Origin of the sequence: Filibacter tadaridae, from assembly GCF_900609045.1 — a bacterium.
Taxonomy (GTDB): domain Bacteria; phylum Bacillota; class Bacilli; order Bacillales_A; family Planococcaceae; genus Sporosarcina; species Sporosarcina tadaridae.
Genome location: NZ_UXAV01000032.1, coordinates 14860 through 33033, shown reverse-complemented (window position 1 = coordinate 33033; position 18174 = coordinate 14860). Strand labels below are relative to the sequence as shown.

The following is an 18174-nucleotide window of genomic DNA, read 5'->3' as shown; positions in this document are numbered from 1 at the left end:
TTCGATACACTTGGGTGAAAGGTAGGGTTTGGGATGATTTCATTCAAGGATTTAAATGGTTTAGAAGTTGACCTTTCTTTCGGTCATTCAGATTTTACAATACCTGCACGACATGTTCTTGTTGTGTTGAAGAAGGATGACAAGTGGCTTTTAACACGCCATTCTTTAAGGGGAATCGAGTTTCCTGGAGGAAAAGTCGAAGACGCAGAAACGCTTGAAGAAGCTGCAATACGTGAAACGATAGAAGAAACAGGCGTCACACTAACAGCTGTTCGGAAGATTGCTGAGTACGTAGTCCACGATACGGTGCCGTTTTGTAAGGCGGTGTTCACGGGTAGAGTTTTAGGGATGGACAGTCAGTTTGAGAAGCGTGAGACGGAAGGTATCGTGTGGATGACGGATGACGAGTTGAATCACTGCAACACGCTGAGCTTTCATATGAAAGATGCAGGGATGGCCGCTATCCGAAAGTGGGTGACCGAGCATGAAAAGTGATGGTACGATTGAGAGTAGACGTGCATATCCTTCGCCAAATCCGCATATCCGACTTGAGGAGATCACCTATTGGTCGGATGGCTTGAAAGTGAAGGGACTACTGGCAGAACCGATGGCTGAAGGGAATTATGAGGGGATCATCTATTTAAGAGGTGGTATTCAACATGTGGGCATGGTACGTCCCGCGCGCATTGCACAATTTGCGTCTCATGGGTTCGTTGTTTTCGCCCCATACTACAGAGGCAATAGGGGCGGCGAAGGCTTGGACGAGTTTGCGGGATCCGACAGACAGGATGCCGTAAATGCAGTTGATGTATTAAAACAGAATAGACAGGTGAAAAAGGAACGAATTCATTTATTCGCCTTCTCGCGAGGAGGCATCATGGCACTTTGGACAGCCATTTTGCGAGAGGATATCACTACAGTTGTAACGTGGTCAGGAATTTCAGATGTGATTTTCACCTATAAGGAACGAAAAGATTTGAGAAGGATGATGAAACGCGTAATAGGCGGGTCCCCGAATAATATGCCTGACGAGTACCGTGATCGAACCGCCCTTTTTCGTGTGAATGAAATTAATGCAACCGTACTCATTATACATGGTATGAAGGATGACAATGTTTCGTTTGAACAAGCGATTTTACTTGAAGACACATTACGAGAACATGGCAAACAGTACGAAACGTGGTTTTTCCCGGATTACACACATCATATTCCGCCAGCAGCAAATCGCCAACTCGTTCGCGATGTAAGTGATTGGATGAGAAGGCAATAAACGAAGAAAAAAGGCTTGCACAAGTAAATGTGCAAGCCTTTTAGATAGTTGTTCGTTAAGCGATAGGTCCGCCTTTAAGCTTGATATCTTCAGAAACTGTACCGAACTTTTTGAAATTCTCACGAAATAGATCTGCAAGTTCTTTTGCTTTTAAATCGTAAGCAGCGCCGTCAGCCCATGCATTACGCGGGTTTAACACTTCAGTTGGAACGCCGTTGATTGCTGTAGGCATTTCAAGACCGAATACGTCATTCATTTCAGTTTCAACGTCGTTTAAATTACCTGCAAGTGCTTCGCGCACCATAGCACGTGTATATTTTAGGTTCATTCGCTTGCCGACACCATACGAGCCACCAGTCCAACCTGTATTCACAAGGAAGACTTGAGCATCGTGCTCTTCAATTTTAGCACCCAACATTTCAGCATAAACCGTTGCTGGAAGTGGAAGGAATGGTGAACCGAAACAAGTTGAGAATGTAGCTTCAGGTGATGTGATACCGCGCTCTGTTCCAGCAAGTTTCGATGTGAAACCGCTTAAGAAGTGGTACATCGCTTGTTCTTTCGTCAATCTAGAGATTGGAGGCAGTACACCGAATGCATCGGCAGTCAAGAAAATAACTGTCTTTGGATGGCCTGCAACGGAAGGTGTAACGATATTTTCGATATTGTGAATCGGATAAGCAGCACGCGTGTTTTCAGTTAGTGAAACATCATCATAGTCAGGAATGCGAGTATCCGGATCGATGACAACGTTTTCGAGAACTGAACCGAAACTGATTGCACCGAAGATTTCCGGTTCTTTTTCTTGTGATAAATTGACGCATTTCGCGTAGCAACCGCCTTCGATGTTAAAGACGCCGTTATCTGACCAACCGTGTTCATCGTCCCCAATAAGTTTGCGATGTGCATCAGCGGAAAGAGTTGTTTTTCCTGTACCTGATAGGCCGAAGAATAAAGCGACATCTCCCTCTTCACCTACGTTTGCGGAACAATGCATAGGAAGGATACCGTTTTCTGGGAGTAGATAGTTCATAATGGAGAAGATGGACTTTTTCATTTCTCCAGCATATTCTGTTCCGCCAATCAAAATGATACGTTTTTCCATGGAAACAATGATGAATGTCTCTGAACTCGTGCCATCGACAGCGGGATCAGCCTTGAATGAAGGTGCTGAAAGAATCGTGAAGTTGGCATTGAATGCTTTCAATTCATCCATTGTCGGGCGGATGAATAGTTGGTGAACAAATAAGTTATGCCAAGCATATTCATTTACAACTTGAATGGAAAGGCGTGAAGCTGGATCTGCACCCGCAAATCCTTTGAAAACGAATAATTCATCTTTTATTTTTAAATGCTTAAGCATTTTAGTATAGAGCGAGTCGAAAATTTCGGAAGAAATCGGGCGATTCACACTGCCCCAATCGATTTTGTCTTTGGAAGACGCTTCCTCGACGATGTACTTATCCTTAGGAGAGCGGCCTGTATATTTACCTGTTTGGGCTACAACTGCCCCATCTGCGCTAAGTTTAGCTTCTCCACGTGATGTAGCTTTTTCAACAAGTTGTGGCACTGATAGTTGATTGTTTACATTCTCGCCGGAAAGAAGATTTTTAAGTTCGTCGCCTATTTTCGTAGAAATCATAGTTTATGTACCGTCCTTTGCGTATAATCCCATATAATTGGGTAACATCACATTGCTTAATTAGTATAACACATTAAGAATAATAATCCATACAGAGCAAAATCTCAAGTCTTTTGAAGCGGATTAAGGAGAAAAAAATTGACATGTGTCGACATTTTTCGTACATTTATAGTTGTACGGATACTCTTATCCCGAGCTGGTGGAGGGACAGGCCCTATGAAACCCGGCAACCTGCAAAGACGACCTTGTCTGCGCGAAGGTGCCAACCTGGAGCAAGGTTGAATTCCTTGGACGATAAGAGTGAAAGGTGCCTGTAAAATCATGCCTTTCCTCATGTTAATGACGTGAGCGAAGGGCTTTTTAGATTGTTTAGCCCTTTATCCCTCGTGTGTATAGCTCGAAACGGCTTGAGGTCCACTCCCTATCTGGGATGGACTTAACATGGGACTTATGAGTACCGTATAGATCTCGTAGGATAGAAGGAGGAAATAGAATGGCAAATCGTCGATTATTTACATCCGAATCAGTAACAGAGGGACATCCAGACAAGATGTGCGATCAGATTTCGGATGCAATTCTAGATGCAATTTTGGAAGAAGATCCGAATGCACGGGTGGCATGTGAAACAACTATTACGACGGGACTTGTTCTCGTTGCGGGTGAAATTACGACTAGTACGTACGTCGATATCCCGAAAGTGGTCCGTGAAACAGTTAAGGGCATTGGGTATACGCGTGCAAAATACGGCTTTGATTGGGAAACGTCTGCAGTCCTTACCGCTATCGATGAACAATCCGCTGATATCGCCATGGGTGTTGACCAAGCCTTGGAAGCACGCGAAGGTTCAATGACAGACGACGAACTCGAAGCAATCGGAGCGGGTGACCAAGGATTGATGTTCGGCTATGCGTGCAATGAAACACCGGAACTGATGCCACTTCCAATCAGTTTGGCTCATAAGCTTTCACGCAGACTTGCCCAAGTACGCAAAGAAGAACTCATTTCTTATTTACGCCCGGATGGAAAAACGCAAGTGACAGTAGAATATGATGAAAACAATAAACCGGTTCGTATTGACACAATTGTTATCTCTACACAACATCATCCGGATATCGCATTGGAACAAATCCAACATGATGTAAAAGAATTTGTCATTAATCCCGTAGTACCGGTTGAACTAATTGATGAAAACACGAAATACTTCATTAACCCTACAGGTCGTTTCGTCATTGGTGGACCTCAAGGGGATGCAGGCCTTACAGGACGTAAAATCATTGTCGACACATACGGTGGTTATGCGCGTCATGGCGGCGGCGCATTTTCCGGAAAAGACGCAACAAAAGTGGATCGCTCCGCTTCATATGCTGCACGTTATGTTGCGAAAAATATTGTCGCTTCCGGGCTCGCGGACCGCTGTGAAGTACAGCTTGCCTATGCAATTGGCGTCGCACAACCAGTTTCGATTTCCGTCGATACTGCTGGAACAGGCACAATATCGGAAAGTAAGCTGGTTGAACTTGTTCGTGGATTGTTCGACTTACGTCCTGCAGGCATCATCAAAATGCTGGATCTACGTCGTCCGATTTATAAACAAACGGCAGCTTATGGACATTTCGGTCGTACCGATATTGAATTGCCATGGGAACAGACAGATAGAGCGGCGGCATTGAAAGCTCTGGCTGCACAGGAATAAGTAAGATAGTATGGCGCAGAGAGAGGGATTTAATCCTTTTTTCTGCGCTTTTTGTTATCAATTATATGGTATGCTACTGGCAGCGTTGAGCCACGTGACAAAGGGGGACTTTTCAGTAATGGATATTTTCGATATACTTAAGTATTTATTTTTTTCACTCTTTCTATTCTTCTTCATTATTGATATCCGTTCGAAAAAGTCTTATATGACACACTCGTACATAGCGTTGATGTTGGCGGTTCTTTTCATGTTGATAGGGGAGGATTGGTCAATATGGGTGAAGCTTGTGTTCGCCGCATTCATTGTAACGTTGACTGGGAAAACAATTTTTGATGGGAGAAAGAAAGCGGTGGCGAATAGGGCTAGACGGTGATAACCCAGGTTGAGTCGGTGATAAAGTGCTTCATGGCGGTGATAACCCGGGTTGGGTCGGTGATAAATTCTCATGGCGGTGATAACCTAGCTTGAGTCGGTGATAAAGTGCCTCAAGGCGGTGATAACCCAGGTTGAGTCGGTGATAAATTCTCAAGGCGGTGATAACCTAGTTTGAATCGGTGATAAAGTGCCTCAAGGCGGTGATAACCTAGCTTGAGTTGGTAATAAAAGCCCGAGCCAGTGATAAGTTAGTTGTATTGTGTGGGTCGTTAGAAAAAAGAGCTTCCGTGTATGTGGAAAAACCCTTTGAGTTGATCGGTTTCAAAAAACAAAAGAATGCTACAACTAACAAGAGAATTTAACGATACTTCAGGCACTGGTTTTGTTACGATTTAAACATTAAATGGCACCGTAACCGCGGTGCTATTTTCGTTGACTCTACAAGGTTCCAAGGCTTGAAATCAAATTATCAAGGATTAAGGGATTAATAAGATAACTCTGCTATAATAAAATTAGAGGGAATAAGTTAGAATCTTCAACAATTGGGCCGGATTGTAAAAGATGAATTCGCGCAGAATGATTATTAAGATTGGTAGTGACCATGTTTTAAATTTAAGCTGAAAAGACGGAGTATTTAAAAAGGGGGATTTACATTGAAACAAGAAAAGGCAAAAGTTCTTGTACTTGGAACCTTTCATATGTCTGAACACGAGGGGTTAGATTCTGAGGGAAGGCAGATTGAAATTGAGGAATTGGTATCTAAATTAGAGAAGTTCAAACCGACAAAGATTGCAGTTGAAATGGTACCCAAGGATAGTGAATATTATAACGGGAAATATAATCAATATAAATTGGGTACATACCAACTACAAATGAATGAAATATTTCAAGTAGGTTTTCGGTTAGGTTTACAGTTGGAGCATGAACAGATTTATCCGACTGATTGGATGGGCGATTCGGATATGGGTTATGGGGAAGTTGAGAGTTGGGCAAAGGAAAATCAACCAGAACTTTTAAATGAAATATACGAGGGGCTAGAATTCCCTGTATTGTCGGAGGACAAAAGTGTAATAGAATACTACAAAGAATTAAACACTCCCACCTTAGTTAACAAGTTACATAAAATGTATGTGAATATCGCACGCATTGGTGATATTAATAATTACGTTGGTATGAACTGGCTAAGTTGGTGGTATAAAAGGAATCTTATAATGTTTGCCAATTTGACCCGTCTTATTGATTCTGAAGAAGAACGTATTTTATTCATTGTAGGTGGATCGCACTCTTCTATTGTTACAAAGTTTATTGAAGAAAGTGAAGTTTGTGAGGTCGTCCAACCTCTTAGTTATCTGTCGTAGAAAAGTATTTTTTTTAGACGGATATTCAAGAATCGGGCGCTTTAACGGCATAAGAGAGTACTGTTTGAGGTTTAGAATTAAGAAGCAGATTCTTAGTTGATTGGAGTGTAAGCCGGCGACTCCTTGGGGAGCAGCGTGACAGGGAGACCCCGCAGGGGAGCGAAGCGGACCGAGAAGGCTCACCGCACGCCCCCAGGAAAGCGTCCGGCTGAAACGCAAATCAACGGTTTCACACTGTTCACCAATCGGGCGCTTTTGCGGTATAAGCATTGTGCCCATTTTTGCTTAATCAGGCCATTTTGTTTAGTAAGGGTAGGGACAGATGGATTGAAATTCAAGATGCTGATGTACCTGAAATGAGTTTTAAAATCTAATGGGAAAAGGATTGGTGTGCGTCTATGACTAGTTATTCTGAAGTATTTAAGGAAATACTTGATATTACGCATCATGATTACGCTGGATGGGATGAAAAGCAAGGCTGGGATGATCCTGAATTTCACCTTAAGAAAATAGAAAGATTAGAAGGGGAGCAGGAACTAACACCTCAGAAATTCACAGAAATAGTTAATGATTATCTGATTAGTTTTCAAGATCGCCATATGTATTTTCTTTTAGAGGGATCTGAAAACGTAAAAAAGAGCACTCGTGGTTTTCGAACTAGAAGATATAATGATACCCTCTACGTTACAGAAACCTATGAAGAGAATCGATTTCCCAAGGGATCAAAAATCATCTCCATAGATAATCAAACAATCGAACAGTTATTTGCTTCAAAACAATATTTACTGAGAGAAACAAATGCAGAGCGTGAGGATTGGTCTAATATCTTTAATCAATCATCATTTATTAAAATAGAAAATGAAAACGGACAACAACCTATTGAATTTGATTTAAAGAATTATGAACCAGCCCCTCAAAAGAAAGAACCCTTATTAAAAGCAATAAATGAAAAAACTTTATTGATGACTTTGCCTAGTTTTGCAGATGTGGAAGCCATTTTAGACTTCGTTCAAAAACATGAAGAGGAACTTAAATCATGTACAAATCTAATCATTGATGTACGAAAAAATAGCGGTGGAAATGGGCAAGCCGTTTCTTCATTATTACACTATATCTTCCCATACGGTGAACGTCCGAGTTCGGCAGTCAAATTAAGAGAGTTTAATTGTACTAATCGAAATTCAGATCTATTTATTCAACTTTGCAGCAATGCAAGAAAGAATATAAGTGACGAAGGGACGCTAAGTGTTCTTGATTTTGCTGAGGAGCAATTTGAAACGTATCGTGGTCAAGGTTTTGTGGCTTTTGATTTCTCGAACTTATTGGAGGAAGAAGTATTTGAGGTTGAAGGAACTGATTTGCCAAGAAAAGTAATTGTGATGTCCGATAGTCATTGTGCCAGTGCCGCTGAATACTTTGTAGAGACATGTATGGAGTCTTCAAAGGTAACTGTAATTGGACGGTCAACAATGGGTGTGAATGATTACAGTGACTTAGTAATTAAAGGCTGGGACAATATGTTCTCACTTTATTATCCAGTATCAAGAATTGTACAAAAGACCTTAAACGACCCTTTACACGGGAAAGGTATTCAACCTCATCATTATATACCTTGGACTCCGGAACATATTCAAAAAGATTTGGATCTATTATATGCATTGGAAATGGTACAGGTGGAGCTTAATACTTTGGAGGTGTAATTGTTAAAAGAACGTATATACCCTTTAATTATTTAATGGGTGAATGACACTATTCAATCAAGGAGAACGTTTGTTGTAAAACCTTACACTTAAAGTACCGGTTGTGATTGTGTCTATATCGCAAACGGGTCATTGATAATTGGAGTGATGGCAAATGAAAATACTAAGAATCATTTTAACGATTACGGCAATTGCATTATCAGGTTATGGCTTGGTAACAGGGAATATCGGAACAATCATACCTTATATGTTGCTATCAATGGGGCTAATGTTTATTGTGATGGGAATTACTGAATTTCGGAAACGAAAAGCAGATGCTTTTAATTATTTTCTTGTATCTGCATTTGTTTTGTTCGTTGCGATTTATATCTTGTAAGGCAATAAGGCACGTTTGCTGTACAAACATTTACCGCAATCGCGCCCTTGTTAATTAATAAGTTGCGGATCTAGTGGACAATTGTTATTAATTTTAAGTACAAAAATACACTAGTCGTCGAATTATTGCCGAAAATAATAAGTGTGATTGTTCAACTAAAAGTGGTGTATTTTTTTAAAAGTAAAGGGAACCCTAAACCTAAATAGCTTTAGGTGGGTGCATATGAAAAAGAAATTGTGGTTTGTACTTTCAATTTGCTTGTTCATTATTCTTATCCAGTCAAATGTCACTAATGCCAAACAAAATAAATTAAATAATAAATTACTGATCGACACAGTGATTACTTTATTGGATCCGCACATATCAGAAGCAGTAGAGAATTATTATGGCTACCATAAATCGTATGGTTTGTACGATACAAAAATTATTGGTATCACGAGGAAGGACGAAGGGGGGTTCAAGTTTAAAGTAAAAGTCCAAGTTAATACTTTTGAGGCAGCCCATAACCCCCCTTACGGTAAAGAAACGATACTATTTGAAGTGGACATAGACAAGGTCAAGGTCATTCAATTCATCCACGAGGGAGATGAAGAAGAAAGGAAAATAGCTAAGTTTTACGACGAGGCTATTTCGGATATAGCGCAGACATTTAAGTTGAATTTAAATTCCTTTGAAAAGATTAACTATAATCAACTCCTGTATAAATCAGAAAAACAAAAGGAATACAAATCTCTATCGGATATTGTAACTGATATTATAGTCAATGAATTAAACCCCGAAATAAAACCTCCGTATAAAAATGTTATAGATCCAGTTACCTTTCTTAAGGAAAACCAAGGTTACATTCTCTTTAAAAAGGCAGATGGAACAAACATAGTAATTCAAGTGTCTAAGTCAAATGGAAAATGGGCGGTCGTAAAGAGGGAAAGTAAACAAGGGAAGAAAATGAAAAATGATTTACTTTGGTACATGTAATTTTAAATTTCGAACCTATAACGGGTTCAACAAACTAACGACTCCTAGTTGTTCTATTAACGACCGCTTTTTTGATTGAAAATGGGGCTGACTTCGATTGATTAAACCGATATTTAAATGAAAGCGAGAGGTGGGTATTCCGCTTTCATTTTGATGGAGGAAGGAAGAGAAATCCTAATAGTATCAAGGGACCTTAACTGGTCCTTTTTTATTTGTTTTCAACACATATTTCACTACAACATCAAGTAAAGTAACCGCATAAATAGCATTATTTTTAACAAGAAAAATTCATCTTGCAATAATTTCTGTCAGTCAATTTATTCATCTATTAATTGATCTGGTAATATGGGCTCCACTTGCCTATAAACGTTGATATAAAGTTATTTAAAAGACCGCTATTCTGTATGCGAATTAGCGGTCTATTTCGTGATTTAATGTATCCCGCATTAACGGGCAGTAAGACCCCCAACTTCAAGTCATCGAGGAAACAAGAAGAATAAGTGGGGGATCAACTGCCCGTAAAAGCCCGAATGGCTCGGGCCAACAGGATGTTGGTTACTTAGGCATTGCCACAGGACGTGGCGTTCTTAGCCTAAGTTCCGTAAACAATCAGTGGGGGATGAGGAAAACCCTCACTGATTGAAGTTTCGCTTTATGTTTTGTACCGTTGAACCGAACGGGCTAGTAGCTGGAAGCTCTTCTTTTATTTCTGTATAGACTTATAAAACTGACCTTTTTCTGCATATTCCCTAACGATTCTTTCCATGTCTTCGCGGTCGTCATCAGTTAATTCCCGGATGACTTTTGCGGGGGAGCCGAATGCCAGCGTGTTTGGGGGGATTTTTTTGCCTGGCGGTACAAGGCTACCGGCTCCTACGAATGCGCCTTCACCGATTTCGGCACCATCTAAAATAATCGATCCCATACCGACAAGTGCGCCTTTTTTAACTGTACAACTATGTAAGGTTACTTGATGGCCAATTGTCACCTCGTCTTCAAGGATAAGCGGGAATTGGGGACTTTGATGCAAGCAGCAAAGGTCCTGAATGTTCACCTTTCGACCGATGATGGTGGGTGAAACGTCGCCGCGGATTACCGTATTAAACCAAATTGATGACTCTGGACCGATTGTTACGTCTCCGCTAATCGTAGTATAATCTGCAATATAGACGGATGAATCGATAGCAGGGCTTTTATCTTTGAAGGGGTAAATCATGGTGTTCTCCTCTTTTCTTAGTCTAGTGTATAATTATCTTAACAAAGATATAGTTTTTAAAGAACATTAACGCTATGTCTAGATGAACAATGAATGATAAAAGAGGGGGAGATGTCTATGTGGAAATGGGAAGCGGAAGGACAGCCTAAAGCGGTTGTTGCGATTGTTCATAGCGCGTACGAACATCATAACCGATATGCATGGCTTATTCAAAAACTCCGAAGTGATAGTTTTCATGTTGTGACGGGGGATTTACCGGGACATGGCGAAGATGCTGCAGGTAAGATTCACGATGAATCGTTTGAGGCCTACAAAAAATACATAAAGAAATTAGTCTCTGTCGGTCTTAGTGATAATTTACCGCTATTCGTAATCGGTCACGGATTTGGTGCAACGCTCGTCATGCACCTTTTACAAGCTGAAAAAATCGAATGTGCAGGCTTCATCTTCAGTTCTCCGTGGCTTGCCTTACAGCATCAGCCGCCCAAGTATTCAAGTGTACTGACAAAATTGACATCATCCATGAAAGTAGATCACGAAATCCATATAGAACTATTGACAAGAAATGATGAACTATACGCAGAAGCACAGCAGGACGGGAATTATAATACTGTGACCACTGCAAACTGGTCTAAGGAATTACAAGCCGTTATGAAAGCGGTGAACAATCACGAGGGAAAGATACACGATGTGCCGATACTCCTGCACCAGGCAGGAGACGATAAGATAACAGAAGGAACTCACGCGAGGAAATGGCTTATCCAGCAAGGACTTACTGAATTCCAGTATAAAGAATGGAAACGGTTATATCATGATGTTTTCCAGGAACCCGAACGGGAAGAAGTTTATTTATATACAGAGTCATTTATGAATAATGTGTTAAGGTCACTTGGATATGTAGTGTGAAAACAGAAGGGGTGTACTAGTTGACGACATTTGGATTTGTAAGGCACGGTGTCACTGCGTGGAATAAGGAAGGCAGGGCGCAAGGTAGTTCGGATATTCCGCTTGATGACGAAGGAATTGAAATGGCCGAGCGTGTTGCAAGACGGTTGGCGGATGAACAATGGGATGTCATTTATACGAGCCCTCTTCTACGTGCAAAAAGGACGGCTGAAATCATTGCTGAGAAAAAAACGGACATCAAGTTGGTGGAAGACAAACGTCTGCGAGAAAGCGGAGGCGGATTAATAGAAGGAACAACGGAAAACGAACGTGTTGCAAAGTGGGGATATGCCTGGAGGAAGCTAGAGATGGGCTTCGAACCGAATGAAGACATTATTTCACGTGGGATGGGATTCATTGAAGAAATGAAAGAAGCCTATCCGGGGAAACGAGTACTCGTCGTAAGTCATGGCGGATTTATCGGACGGCTGATTAAAGAACTCGTTCCGATTGCTGATTTCAGCATGGACTTGGAAAACACATCCGTCACGATTATTGAACTTCAGGAAGACCGAAACCAATGTCACTTATTTAATTGTATAAGTCATTTGCAAACGATAAGCTGAAAAATAGAAGTAAAAGGGTGCCTGTAAAAGGGCATTTTTTTAATTGAAAGATTACAAGAGGAACTTTTTCAGGTATTAACTGTCTATACCTAGGAATACATTACAATCCATGAACCGTTTTACAGGAGTTTTGAAAAAGTATGATAAAATAACGGTAATACAAATCGGACGGGGGTTAATATGAATGAGAGAAAGTAGCAAAAGAGAGCTTATTTCATGGGTGAAGGCACTTACAGTTGCATTTGTTGTCGCAATTATTATCCGTCAATTTTTATTTACACCGGTGGTTGTTTCCGGGCAATCCATGGAGCCTACATTTGAAAATGCCAATAAAATCGTGATTTCTAAAATTAATAAAATTGACCGTTTTGACTTGGTTGTATTCCATGCACCCGGGTCGAAAGATGATTTCATCAAGCGTGTAATCGGTCTTCCTGGAGATGTCATCAGTATGAAAAATGATAAACTCGTCATTAATGGCGAAGAATATGAAGAAACCTATCTTCAAGCAAATAAAGAAAAGATATTCCAAGATCAGAAATTGACAACTGATTTCGAAGTGGAAGTGCCGGAAGGTCAGCTATATGTACTGGGTGATAATCGCAGAAATAGTACAGACAGCAGAATAATAGGCTGCATCGATGAAAAATCAATTGTGGGAGAAGTGGAATTCCGTTATTATCCATTAACTGAAATTGGCATTCCAAAGTAAATGCCCACGGATTATTAACAAATACGAAAATAGGTATATACTGGAATAAGAGTCGTATATTGAACAATGTAATCCGCTAGTACTAGCTGATTTCATACAAAAGTAGGGGGATTGATTGCCATGAAATTTGTTATCATTTATTCTACAGGTACTGTCCAGTTAGAAGAAAAACTTAGGCAAAAAGGTGAAATGCTATGACATTTCCTGTATTGCAAACAGCACGTCTTCAACTAATTGAAGTACAGGCAGAACATGCCCCTGCAATTTTTGATGTTTTTTCAAATACGGAAGTCATTAAATATTATGGCATGGATCCATTTAAAGAAGTTGAACAAGCAGAGAAAATGGTTGGCCATTTTAGAACTACTTACGAAAGCAAGAGAGGTATTCGTTGGGCAATTGTGATTGAAGAAGATAATCGATTAGTTGGTACCATTGGATTGAATAACTTGGCACTTGGTATGAAAAAAGCAGAAATCGGTTTTGAAATCCATCCAGACTTTTGGCGAAATGGTATTACGTCAGAAGCATTGCGGGCTGTTTTAAATTATTCGTTTGAAGAGTTACAACTTCACCGTATGGGTGCTGTCACGTTTCCCGCAAATAACGCATCCATTGGCCTTTTAGAAAAGCATGGTTTTCAGAAAGAAGGAGAATTACGGAACTTTCTATTTCAAAATAATCAATCCCATGATGCGTTCATATTTTCACTTCTGCATACCGAATGGAATACAAACTGACAAATAAATGCGGAATCATTTACTCTTTTCTGGACATCCTTACCGTATGCGCGAAAATACGAGGGAGTGAAATACATTGTCCAAATACGAAAAAGATCCGATGTCAGCTAAAAAGACCGACGGCGTAAACCAAACCAAAATGCAAGGCAAGGAGTATACGACTGAAGAACGTCGTTCCAATGAAGTCGCCTCAACGGAATACTCCGGGGGCGGAAAAAGACGGGGCGGTATTGAAATAGACCGGCTTGAAACAGGTGAATAAAGAAGTAATCAGTGACCTCCACATAGCTACAATGTGGAGGTTTTTTGGCATGAATGAAAGTTGGATCCTCTACAATTCCGTTCACCTATGATAAATTAGGTATAGAGCAAGTAGAAGGGGTTACGGTAAAATGAATGATTTTTTTGAACGTAAAAAAAGAGAATTAAATATAAATTTGAATGATGTACAGAAGAGAGCCGTTGAGCAAACGGAAGGACCTTTACTTCTATTAGCTTGTCCTGGATCAGGGAAAACAACAACAATGATTATGCGAATCGGCTATTTGATTGAAGAAAAGAAGGTCAACCCTAGACGCATTAAAGCCATCACATTTAGTCGGGCATCCGCACGGGATATGATGGAACGCTTTAAGCGATTTTTCCCCGATTGTGTACCCGTTGATTTTTCCACGATTCATAGCTTAGCATTCACAATTGCCCGAAGCTACTTGGAAAAACAAGGAACTACATTTGAGCTGATAGAAGGTGGCGGTAAGCAGAAGCAGTCGCGTACAAAGTCTTTTTTACTGAAAGGGCTTTATAAAAAAGTGATGCATGACGACTGTACGGATGATGAATTATCGGCATTATCGACGTTCATCAGTGGGATTAAAAATAAGATGATTCCTTTGGATAGATGGGATGACTTAGTTGGTCCTTTTGAACGTGCAGGACGTATTGCACAAAAATATGAGCAAGTTAAAAAGCAGACTAGTGGACATTTGCTGCTTGATTTTGATGATATGTTAACGCTTGCGGAACAAGCGTTGAAGGAAGACAAAGAACTGGGCGACCGTTACCGGAACAAATACGACTATATACTAACCGATGAAAGCCAGGATACGTCACTCGTCCAACATAAGATTGTCGAGCATCTTGTTGTACATCACGGAAATCTCTGCGTTGTGGCAGACGATGATCAGTCAATCTATACATGGCGTGGTGCAGAACCCGATTATCTTCTTGAATTCAAGAAGGTTTACCCGAATGCACAGGTGTTGATGATGGAGCGCAACTATCGCTCTTCCAAAGAAATTGTTGAGCTGGCATCGAAGTTCATCAAGAAAAATAAAAAACGTTATCCAAAAGAGATGCATACGGAAAACAGCCCCAAAGAACCGATAACCATAAAGCAGCTGGATAATCCGAAGAGCCAATTGGAGTACGTGACGTACGAACTGCTGGGCGAAGATAGGTTGAACGAGGTCGCCATTTTATTCCGTAATAATTCCTCTTCAACAATGTATGTCAATGAACTACATAGACGAGGCATCCCGTTTTACATGAAAGATGCGGATGATAAGTTTTTCTCCCATTGGATTGTTGAGGACATCCTGAATTTCATGCGTCTTAGTTTTAATACGGAACGCAAGGATATCTTTGCGAAAATCGTATTGAAAATGAACCTTTTCATATCACGATCGATGTTGACTCAATTCGAGAACACGGAAACGTCTGGAAATGTTTTCGATGCTTTCATCAAGACGGTCGATTTGAAGAGCAGTCAAATAAAGAAACTGAAAGAATATAAAGATGTCTACGATAAGATTCCCGACATGCGTCCAGCTCAAGTGATCCGGATCATACGTTACGAACTTGAGTATGAAGCATCCCTTAAAAGTAGAGCCGAAAAATTTGGCTTTCGCATTGACAGTCTGTTCGGCATTCTGGATATATTAGAAGGCATCGCCGCACAACTTCGGACAATGGTGGAATTCGCAAATCGCCTAAAGGAACTGGAACAAGCCGTTCAAAACGCCAAGTTCAATCCGCCTGAAAACGCAGTGACCTTATCAACACTCCACAGTGCAAAAGGATTGGAGTTCAGACGTGTGTTCATGATTGACTTATTGAAAGGAATTATACCAGCGGATGAAGACGAAGGGGATATCGCAATGTTGGAAGAAGCACGACGTCTGTTCTATGTCGGAGTGACCCGTGCAAAAGAGAAACTGGAGCTCCTCTCTTATGGCCAATCCGAGGGCAAATCAAAAGAAGATTCAAAGTTTGTAAATGAAGTACGGAGCCTCTTATTGAAACCGAATAAGCTGCAGAAAGAACAGCAACCGGTTAGAGAAGCGAAAGCGTCCATCCCGCTCAATCCGAATGGAATCCAAGATAAAAAAGAACTCACAGTAGGAACGATTGTTATGCATCGTGTATTCGGTCAAGGGGAAATTACGAAACAACAAGGGCGTGAAATCCATATTCAGTTCGGCAAAGTAGAAAAACGTCTAGATATTGAATTCGTTCTTTCTAAGAGACTACTCGAAGCGGTAGAAGTATGAAAAAAATCAATGGCGCTGAAGTCATTCGTAATCGTCAACTAACCAAGCGTCTTTTATGGATTGGACTTGGAGGCGCTGTTGGTGCAATCTTACGTACGCTTATTGGTGAGTCGGTCCAACATGCAGGGGGAATTCCTGTAGCGACACTCTTTGTAAACATTATCGGGACATTCTTATTGTGTTTTATCGTTTCGGGGTCTCTTCGCATGCTACTTGCCCATAAAGAGTTGACAAATGCAATCACGACAGGTTTTCTCGGCTCGTTCACCACGTTTTCCACACTTAGTATTGAACTGGTGGAGCTTATGGAAAACGGTCAGTTTGTGTTAGCAGTTATATATATTTCCATCAGCATTATCGGAGGACTATCCTTGGGCGTACTAGGCTTTCATCTGGGTGGAAAGAAGGTGCGTGGATGACATTTGTGGATATCTTGATAATTGGAATAGGCGGCTTTCTAGGTGCCATTACCCGCTATTTGCTCTCCTTAAAACTGAATCATGCTAGGAAGATTCCTGTGGGAACGTTAATTGTTAACCTAACCGGGTCATTGCTGATTGGTATTGTGTTCGGGTTAGATTTATCCCGAATGTGGACATTGTTTTTTGCCTCAGGCCTTGCAGGTGCACTCACCACGTTTTCTACGATGAATAAAGAATTGCTGGGATTGTGGAAGAGTGGGGAAAAGAAAGCCGCTATCAGTTATTTGGTGATCACTTATGTAGGCGGTATCCTACTTGCAGCAATTGGTTATGGTTTTGTAGGGAATCATTAGGATATTGAACTTGAACTCGCCCATACGACGGCGAATTTTTTTGATGATTAATGCCTTGTATTTGTCAGGCCTTCATGGAGGAATTATGCATTGTTTAGCTTATTGATTTTGGGAAATGAATAAAGGAAGGAGGCGATATAGATGGGGCATAATCATGCACATGGTAGTAACAGAAAGGTGTTACTGTTCAGTTTCATCATCACGACTGCATATATGTTCGTCGAAGCTACCGGCGGTTTTCTGACGAACAGTTTAGCATTGTTATCAGATGCGGGTCACATGATGAGCGACTCGATCTCGCTCGGTGTCGGGTTGCTTGCGTTTACATATGGAGCTAAAGCTTCGGATTCCCATAAGACGTTCGGCTACAAACGATTTGAAATCCTTGCGGCGGTGTTCAACGGTGTAGCATTGCTTGTCGTTTCCATCTATATCTTTTATGAAGCAATCCACCGTTTCGCGGATCCACCCGAAGTGGCGACTTCTGGAATGCTCTGGATTGCACTCATCGGTTTATTGGTCAATGTACTCATCGCCTTTATCATGCGGAAGGGAGACACGCAGGGAAACTTGAATCTGCGGGCGGCGTTTCTTCATGTACTAAGCGATTTGCTCGGCTCGGTCGGTGCCATTGTGGCGGCGTTGCTTATTATGTTTTTCGATTGGGGGTGGGCAGATCCGTTGGCAAGTGTCATCGTTGCGGTGTTGGTGCTGTTGAGCGGATGGCGAGTAACGCGCGATGCGGTCCACGTGCTTATGGAAGGGACGCCCGCTGAGGTGGATCTTACCAGAGTTCGTAAGCGGATAGAACAAGTGCCAGAAGTAATCTCTGTCCATGACCTACATGTCTGGTCAATCACAAGCGGCTTAAATGCGATTGCCTGCCATGTCGTCATCGGTAGCCATTTGACAATGGCAGATGCTCAAAAGCTGCTAAATCGCATTGAGAAAGAAATGATGGAAGAGCAGATTGAACACACAACCATCCAATTGGAAACGGAAGCGAATACGCACACAGAAAATAAAATGTAAGGTGCCTGTTCGCTAGGCTATTATGGATGTATATAACATCCTGTTTGTTGAACTGCACCAATGTGAAATAAATAAAACCCCGGAAAGTGGATGGACCTGTGTCCCCATTTTCGGGGTTTTATTTGTATATAGTACATGAAAAGGATTATCGAAATAGCGGAGGGGAACCTTTTATTCCCCGCCTATCATATCATGGGTTAACGCTGGGTTTTTCTGTATAGTCCCGGCTGATAGGAATTTAACTAGCTGA

At 41.2% G+C, this 18174-nt stretch carries 19 protein-coding genes and 1 riboswitch; of the genes, 17 read left to right on the top strand and 2 right to left on the bottom strand.

All coding sequences use genetic code 11. The features are described from left to right. Positions 1–33 precede the first annotated feature (33 nt). The gene (locus FILTAD_RS06270) at positions 34–495 is read left to right on the top strand and encodes an NUDIX domain-containing protein (RefSeq protein ID WP_124069661.1); all 462 of its coding nucleotides are present in this window, start codon (positions 34–36) and stop codon (positions 493–495) included. Continuing rightward, positions 485–1270: an alpha/beta hydrolase family protein gene (locus tag FILTAD_RS06265; protein WP_124069660.1), complete on the top strand. Its 786-nt coding sequence runs from the start codon at positions 485–487 to the stop codon at positions 1268–1270. The genes FILTAD_RS06270 and FILTAD_RS06265 overlap by 11 nt, the downstream gene beginning before the upstream one ends. Before the next feature lie 55 nt (positions 1271–1325). Here FILTAD_RS06265 and pckA read toward each other — a convergent pair whose 3' ends face one another. Beyond that, entirely contained in the window at positions 1326–2912 is a 1587-nt protein-coding gene (gene pckA, locus FILTAD_RS06260; RefSeq protein ID WP_124069659.1) for a phosphoenolpyruvate carboxykinase (ATP), read from the bottom strand. A gap of 183 nt (positions 2913–3095) precedes the next feature. Continuing rightward, positions 3096–3213, top strand: a riboswitch (SAM riboswitch). Between the two features lie 192 nt (positions 3214–3405). On the opposite strand from pckA, the gene metK reads away from it, so the two are divergent. The 6 genes from metK to FILTAD_RS06230 all read left to right on the top strand — a co-directional run bounded on the left by metK (position 3406) and on the right by FILTAD_RS06230 (position 9389). Then, positions 3406–4605, top strand: coding sequence for a methionine adenosyltransferase (gene metK, locus FILTAD_RS06255; RefSeq protein ID WP_124069658.1), 1200 nt, complete (start codon positions 3406–3408; stop codon positions 4603–4605). A 118-nt stretch (positions 4606–4723) separates the two neighbouring features. Then, positions 4724–4978 (top strand): hypothetical protein, encoded by a 255-nt coding sequence (locus FILTAD_RS06250; protein WP_124069657.1) that lies wholly within the window; start codon positions 4724–4726, stop codon positions 4976–4978. A gap of 655 nt (positions 4979–5633) precedes the next feature. Continuing rightward, positions 5634–6338 (top strand): DUF5694 domain-containing protein, encoded by a 705-nt coding sequence (locus tag FILTAD_RS06245; protein ID WP_124069656.1) that lies wholly within the window; start codon positions 5634–5636, stop codon positions 6336–6338. Between the two features lie 398 nt (positions 6339–6736). Next, positions 6737–8038, top strand: coding sequence for a S41 family peptidase (locus FILTAD_RS06240; protein WP_124069655.1), 1302 nt, complete (start codon positions 6737–6739; stop codon positions 8036–8038). 154 nt (positions 8039–8192) lie between these two features. Further along, positions 8193–8414 carry a DUF3953 domain-containing protein gene (locus FILTAD_RS06235; protein ID WP_124069654.1) on the top strand — a complete coding sequence of 74 codons (222 nt, stop codon included), beginning with the start codon at positions 8193–8195 and terminating at the stop codon, positions 8412–8414. 222 nt (positions 8415–8636) lie between these two features. Continuing rightward, on the top strand, positions 8637–9389 hold the full coding sequence (locus tag FILTAD_RS06230) for a DUF3888 domain-containing protein (protein ID WP_124069653.1): 753 nt from the start codon (positions 8637–8639) through the stop codon (positions 9387–9389). A 703-nt stretch (positions 9390–10092) separates the two neighbouring features. On the opposite strand, the gene FILTAD_RS06220 is transcribed toward FILTAD_RS06230, so the two are convergent. Next, complete coding sequence (locus tag FILTAD_RS06220; RefSeq protein ID WP_124069652.1) at positions 10093–10605, bottom strand: gamma carbonic anhydrase; 513 nt, start codon at positions 10603–10605, stop codon at positions 10093–10095. Positions 10606–10722: 117 nt separating this feature from the next. Here FILTAD_RS06220 and FILTAD_RS06215 point away from each other — a divergent pair, with 117 nt between their 5' ends. From FILTAD_RS06215 to FILTAD_RS06175, 9 genes are all read left to right on the top strand, one after another. Further along, the gene (locus FILTAD_RS06215) at positions 10723–11511 is read left to right on the top strand and encodes an alpha/beta hydrolase (protein WP_124069651.1); all 789 of its coding nucleotides are present in this window, start codon (positions 10723–10725) and stop codon (positions 11509–11511) included. Positions 11512–11531: 20 nt separating this feature from the next. After that, positions 11532–12116 carry a histidine phosphatase family protein gene (locus tag FILTAD_RS06210; RefSeq protein WP_124069650.1) on the top strand — a complete coding sequence of 195 codons (585 nt, stop codon included), beginning with the start codon at positions 11532–11534 and terminating at the stop codon, positions 12114–12116. Positions 12117–12300: 184 nt separating this feature from the next. Next, positions 12301–12828, top strand: a complete 528-nt coding sequence (gene lepB / locus FILTAD_RS06205) for a signal peptidase I (RefSeq protein ID WP_124069649.1) — start codon at positions 12301–12303, stop codon at positions 12826–12828. A gap of 194 nt (positions 12829–13022) precedes the next feature. Continuing rightward, the gene (locus tag FILTAD_RS06200; RefSeq protein WP_124069648.1) at positions 13023–13568 is read left to right on the top strand and encodes a GNAT family N-acetyltransferase; all 546 of its coding nucleotides are present in this window, start codon (positions 13023–13025) and stop codon (positions 13566–13568) included. Positions 13569–13644: 76 nt separating this feature from the next. Further along, positions 13645–13830 carry a hypothetical protein gene (locus FILTAD_RS06195; protein ID WP_124069647.1) on the top strand — a complete coding sequence of 62 codons (186 nt, stop codon included), beginning with the start codon at positions 13645–13647 and terminating at the stop codon, positions 13828–13830. A 130-nt stretch (positions 13831–13960) separates the two neighbouring features. Next, on the top strand, positions 13961–16117 hold the full coding sequence (locus FILTAD_RS06190; protein ID WP_124069646.1) for an ATP-dependent helicase: 2157 nt from the start codon (positions 13961–13963) through the stop codon (positions 16115–16117). Further along, a complete protein-coding gene (gene crcB, locus FILTAD_RS06185) occupies positions 16114–16536 on the top strand; it encodes a fluoride efflux transporter CrcB (RefSeq protein ID WP_124069645.1) in 423 nt (140 codons plus the stop codon). The genes FILTAD_RS06190 and crcB overlap by 4 nt, the downstream gene beginning before the upstream one ends. After that, the gene (locus tag FILTAD_RS06180; protein ID WP_124069644.1) at positions 16533–16892 is read left to right on the top strand and encodes a fluoride efflux transporter FluC; all 360 of its coding nucleotides are present in this window, start codon (positions 16533–16535) and stop codon (positions 16890–16892) included. The genes crcB and FILTAD_RS06180 overlap by 4 nt, the downstream gene beginning before the upstream one ends. A 141-nt stretch (positions 16893–17033) precedes the next feature. Beyond that, a complete protein-coding gene (locus tag FILTAD_RS06175; RefSeq protein ID WP_124069643.1) occupies positions 17034–17924 on the top strand; it encodes a cation diffusion facilitator family transporter in 891 nt (296 codons plus the stop codon). Positions 17925–18174: the final 250 nt, after the last annotated feature.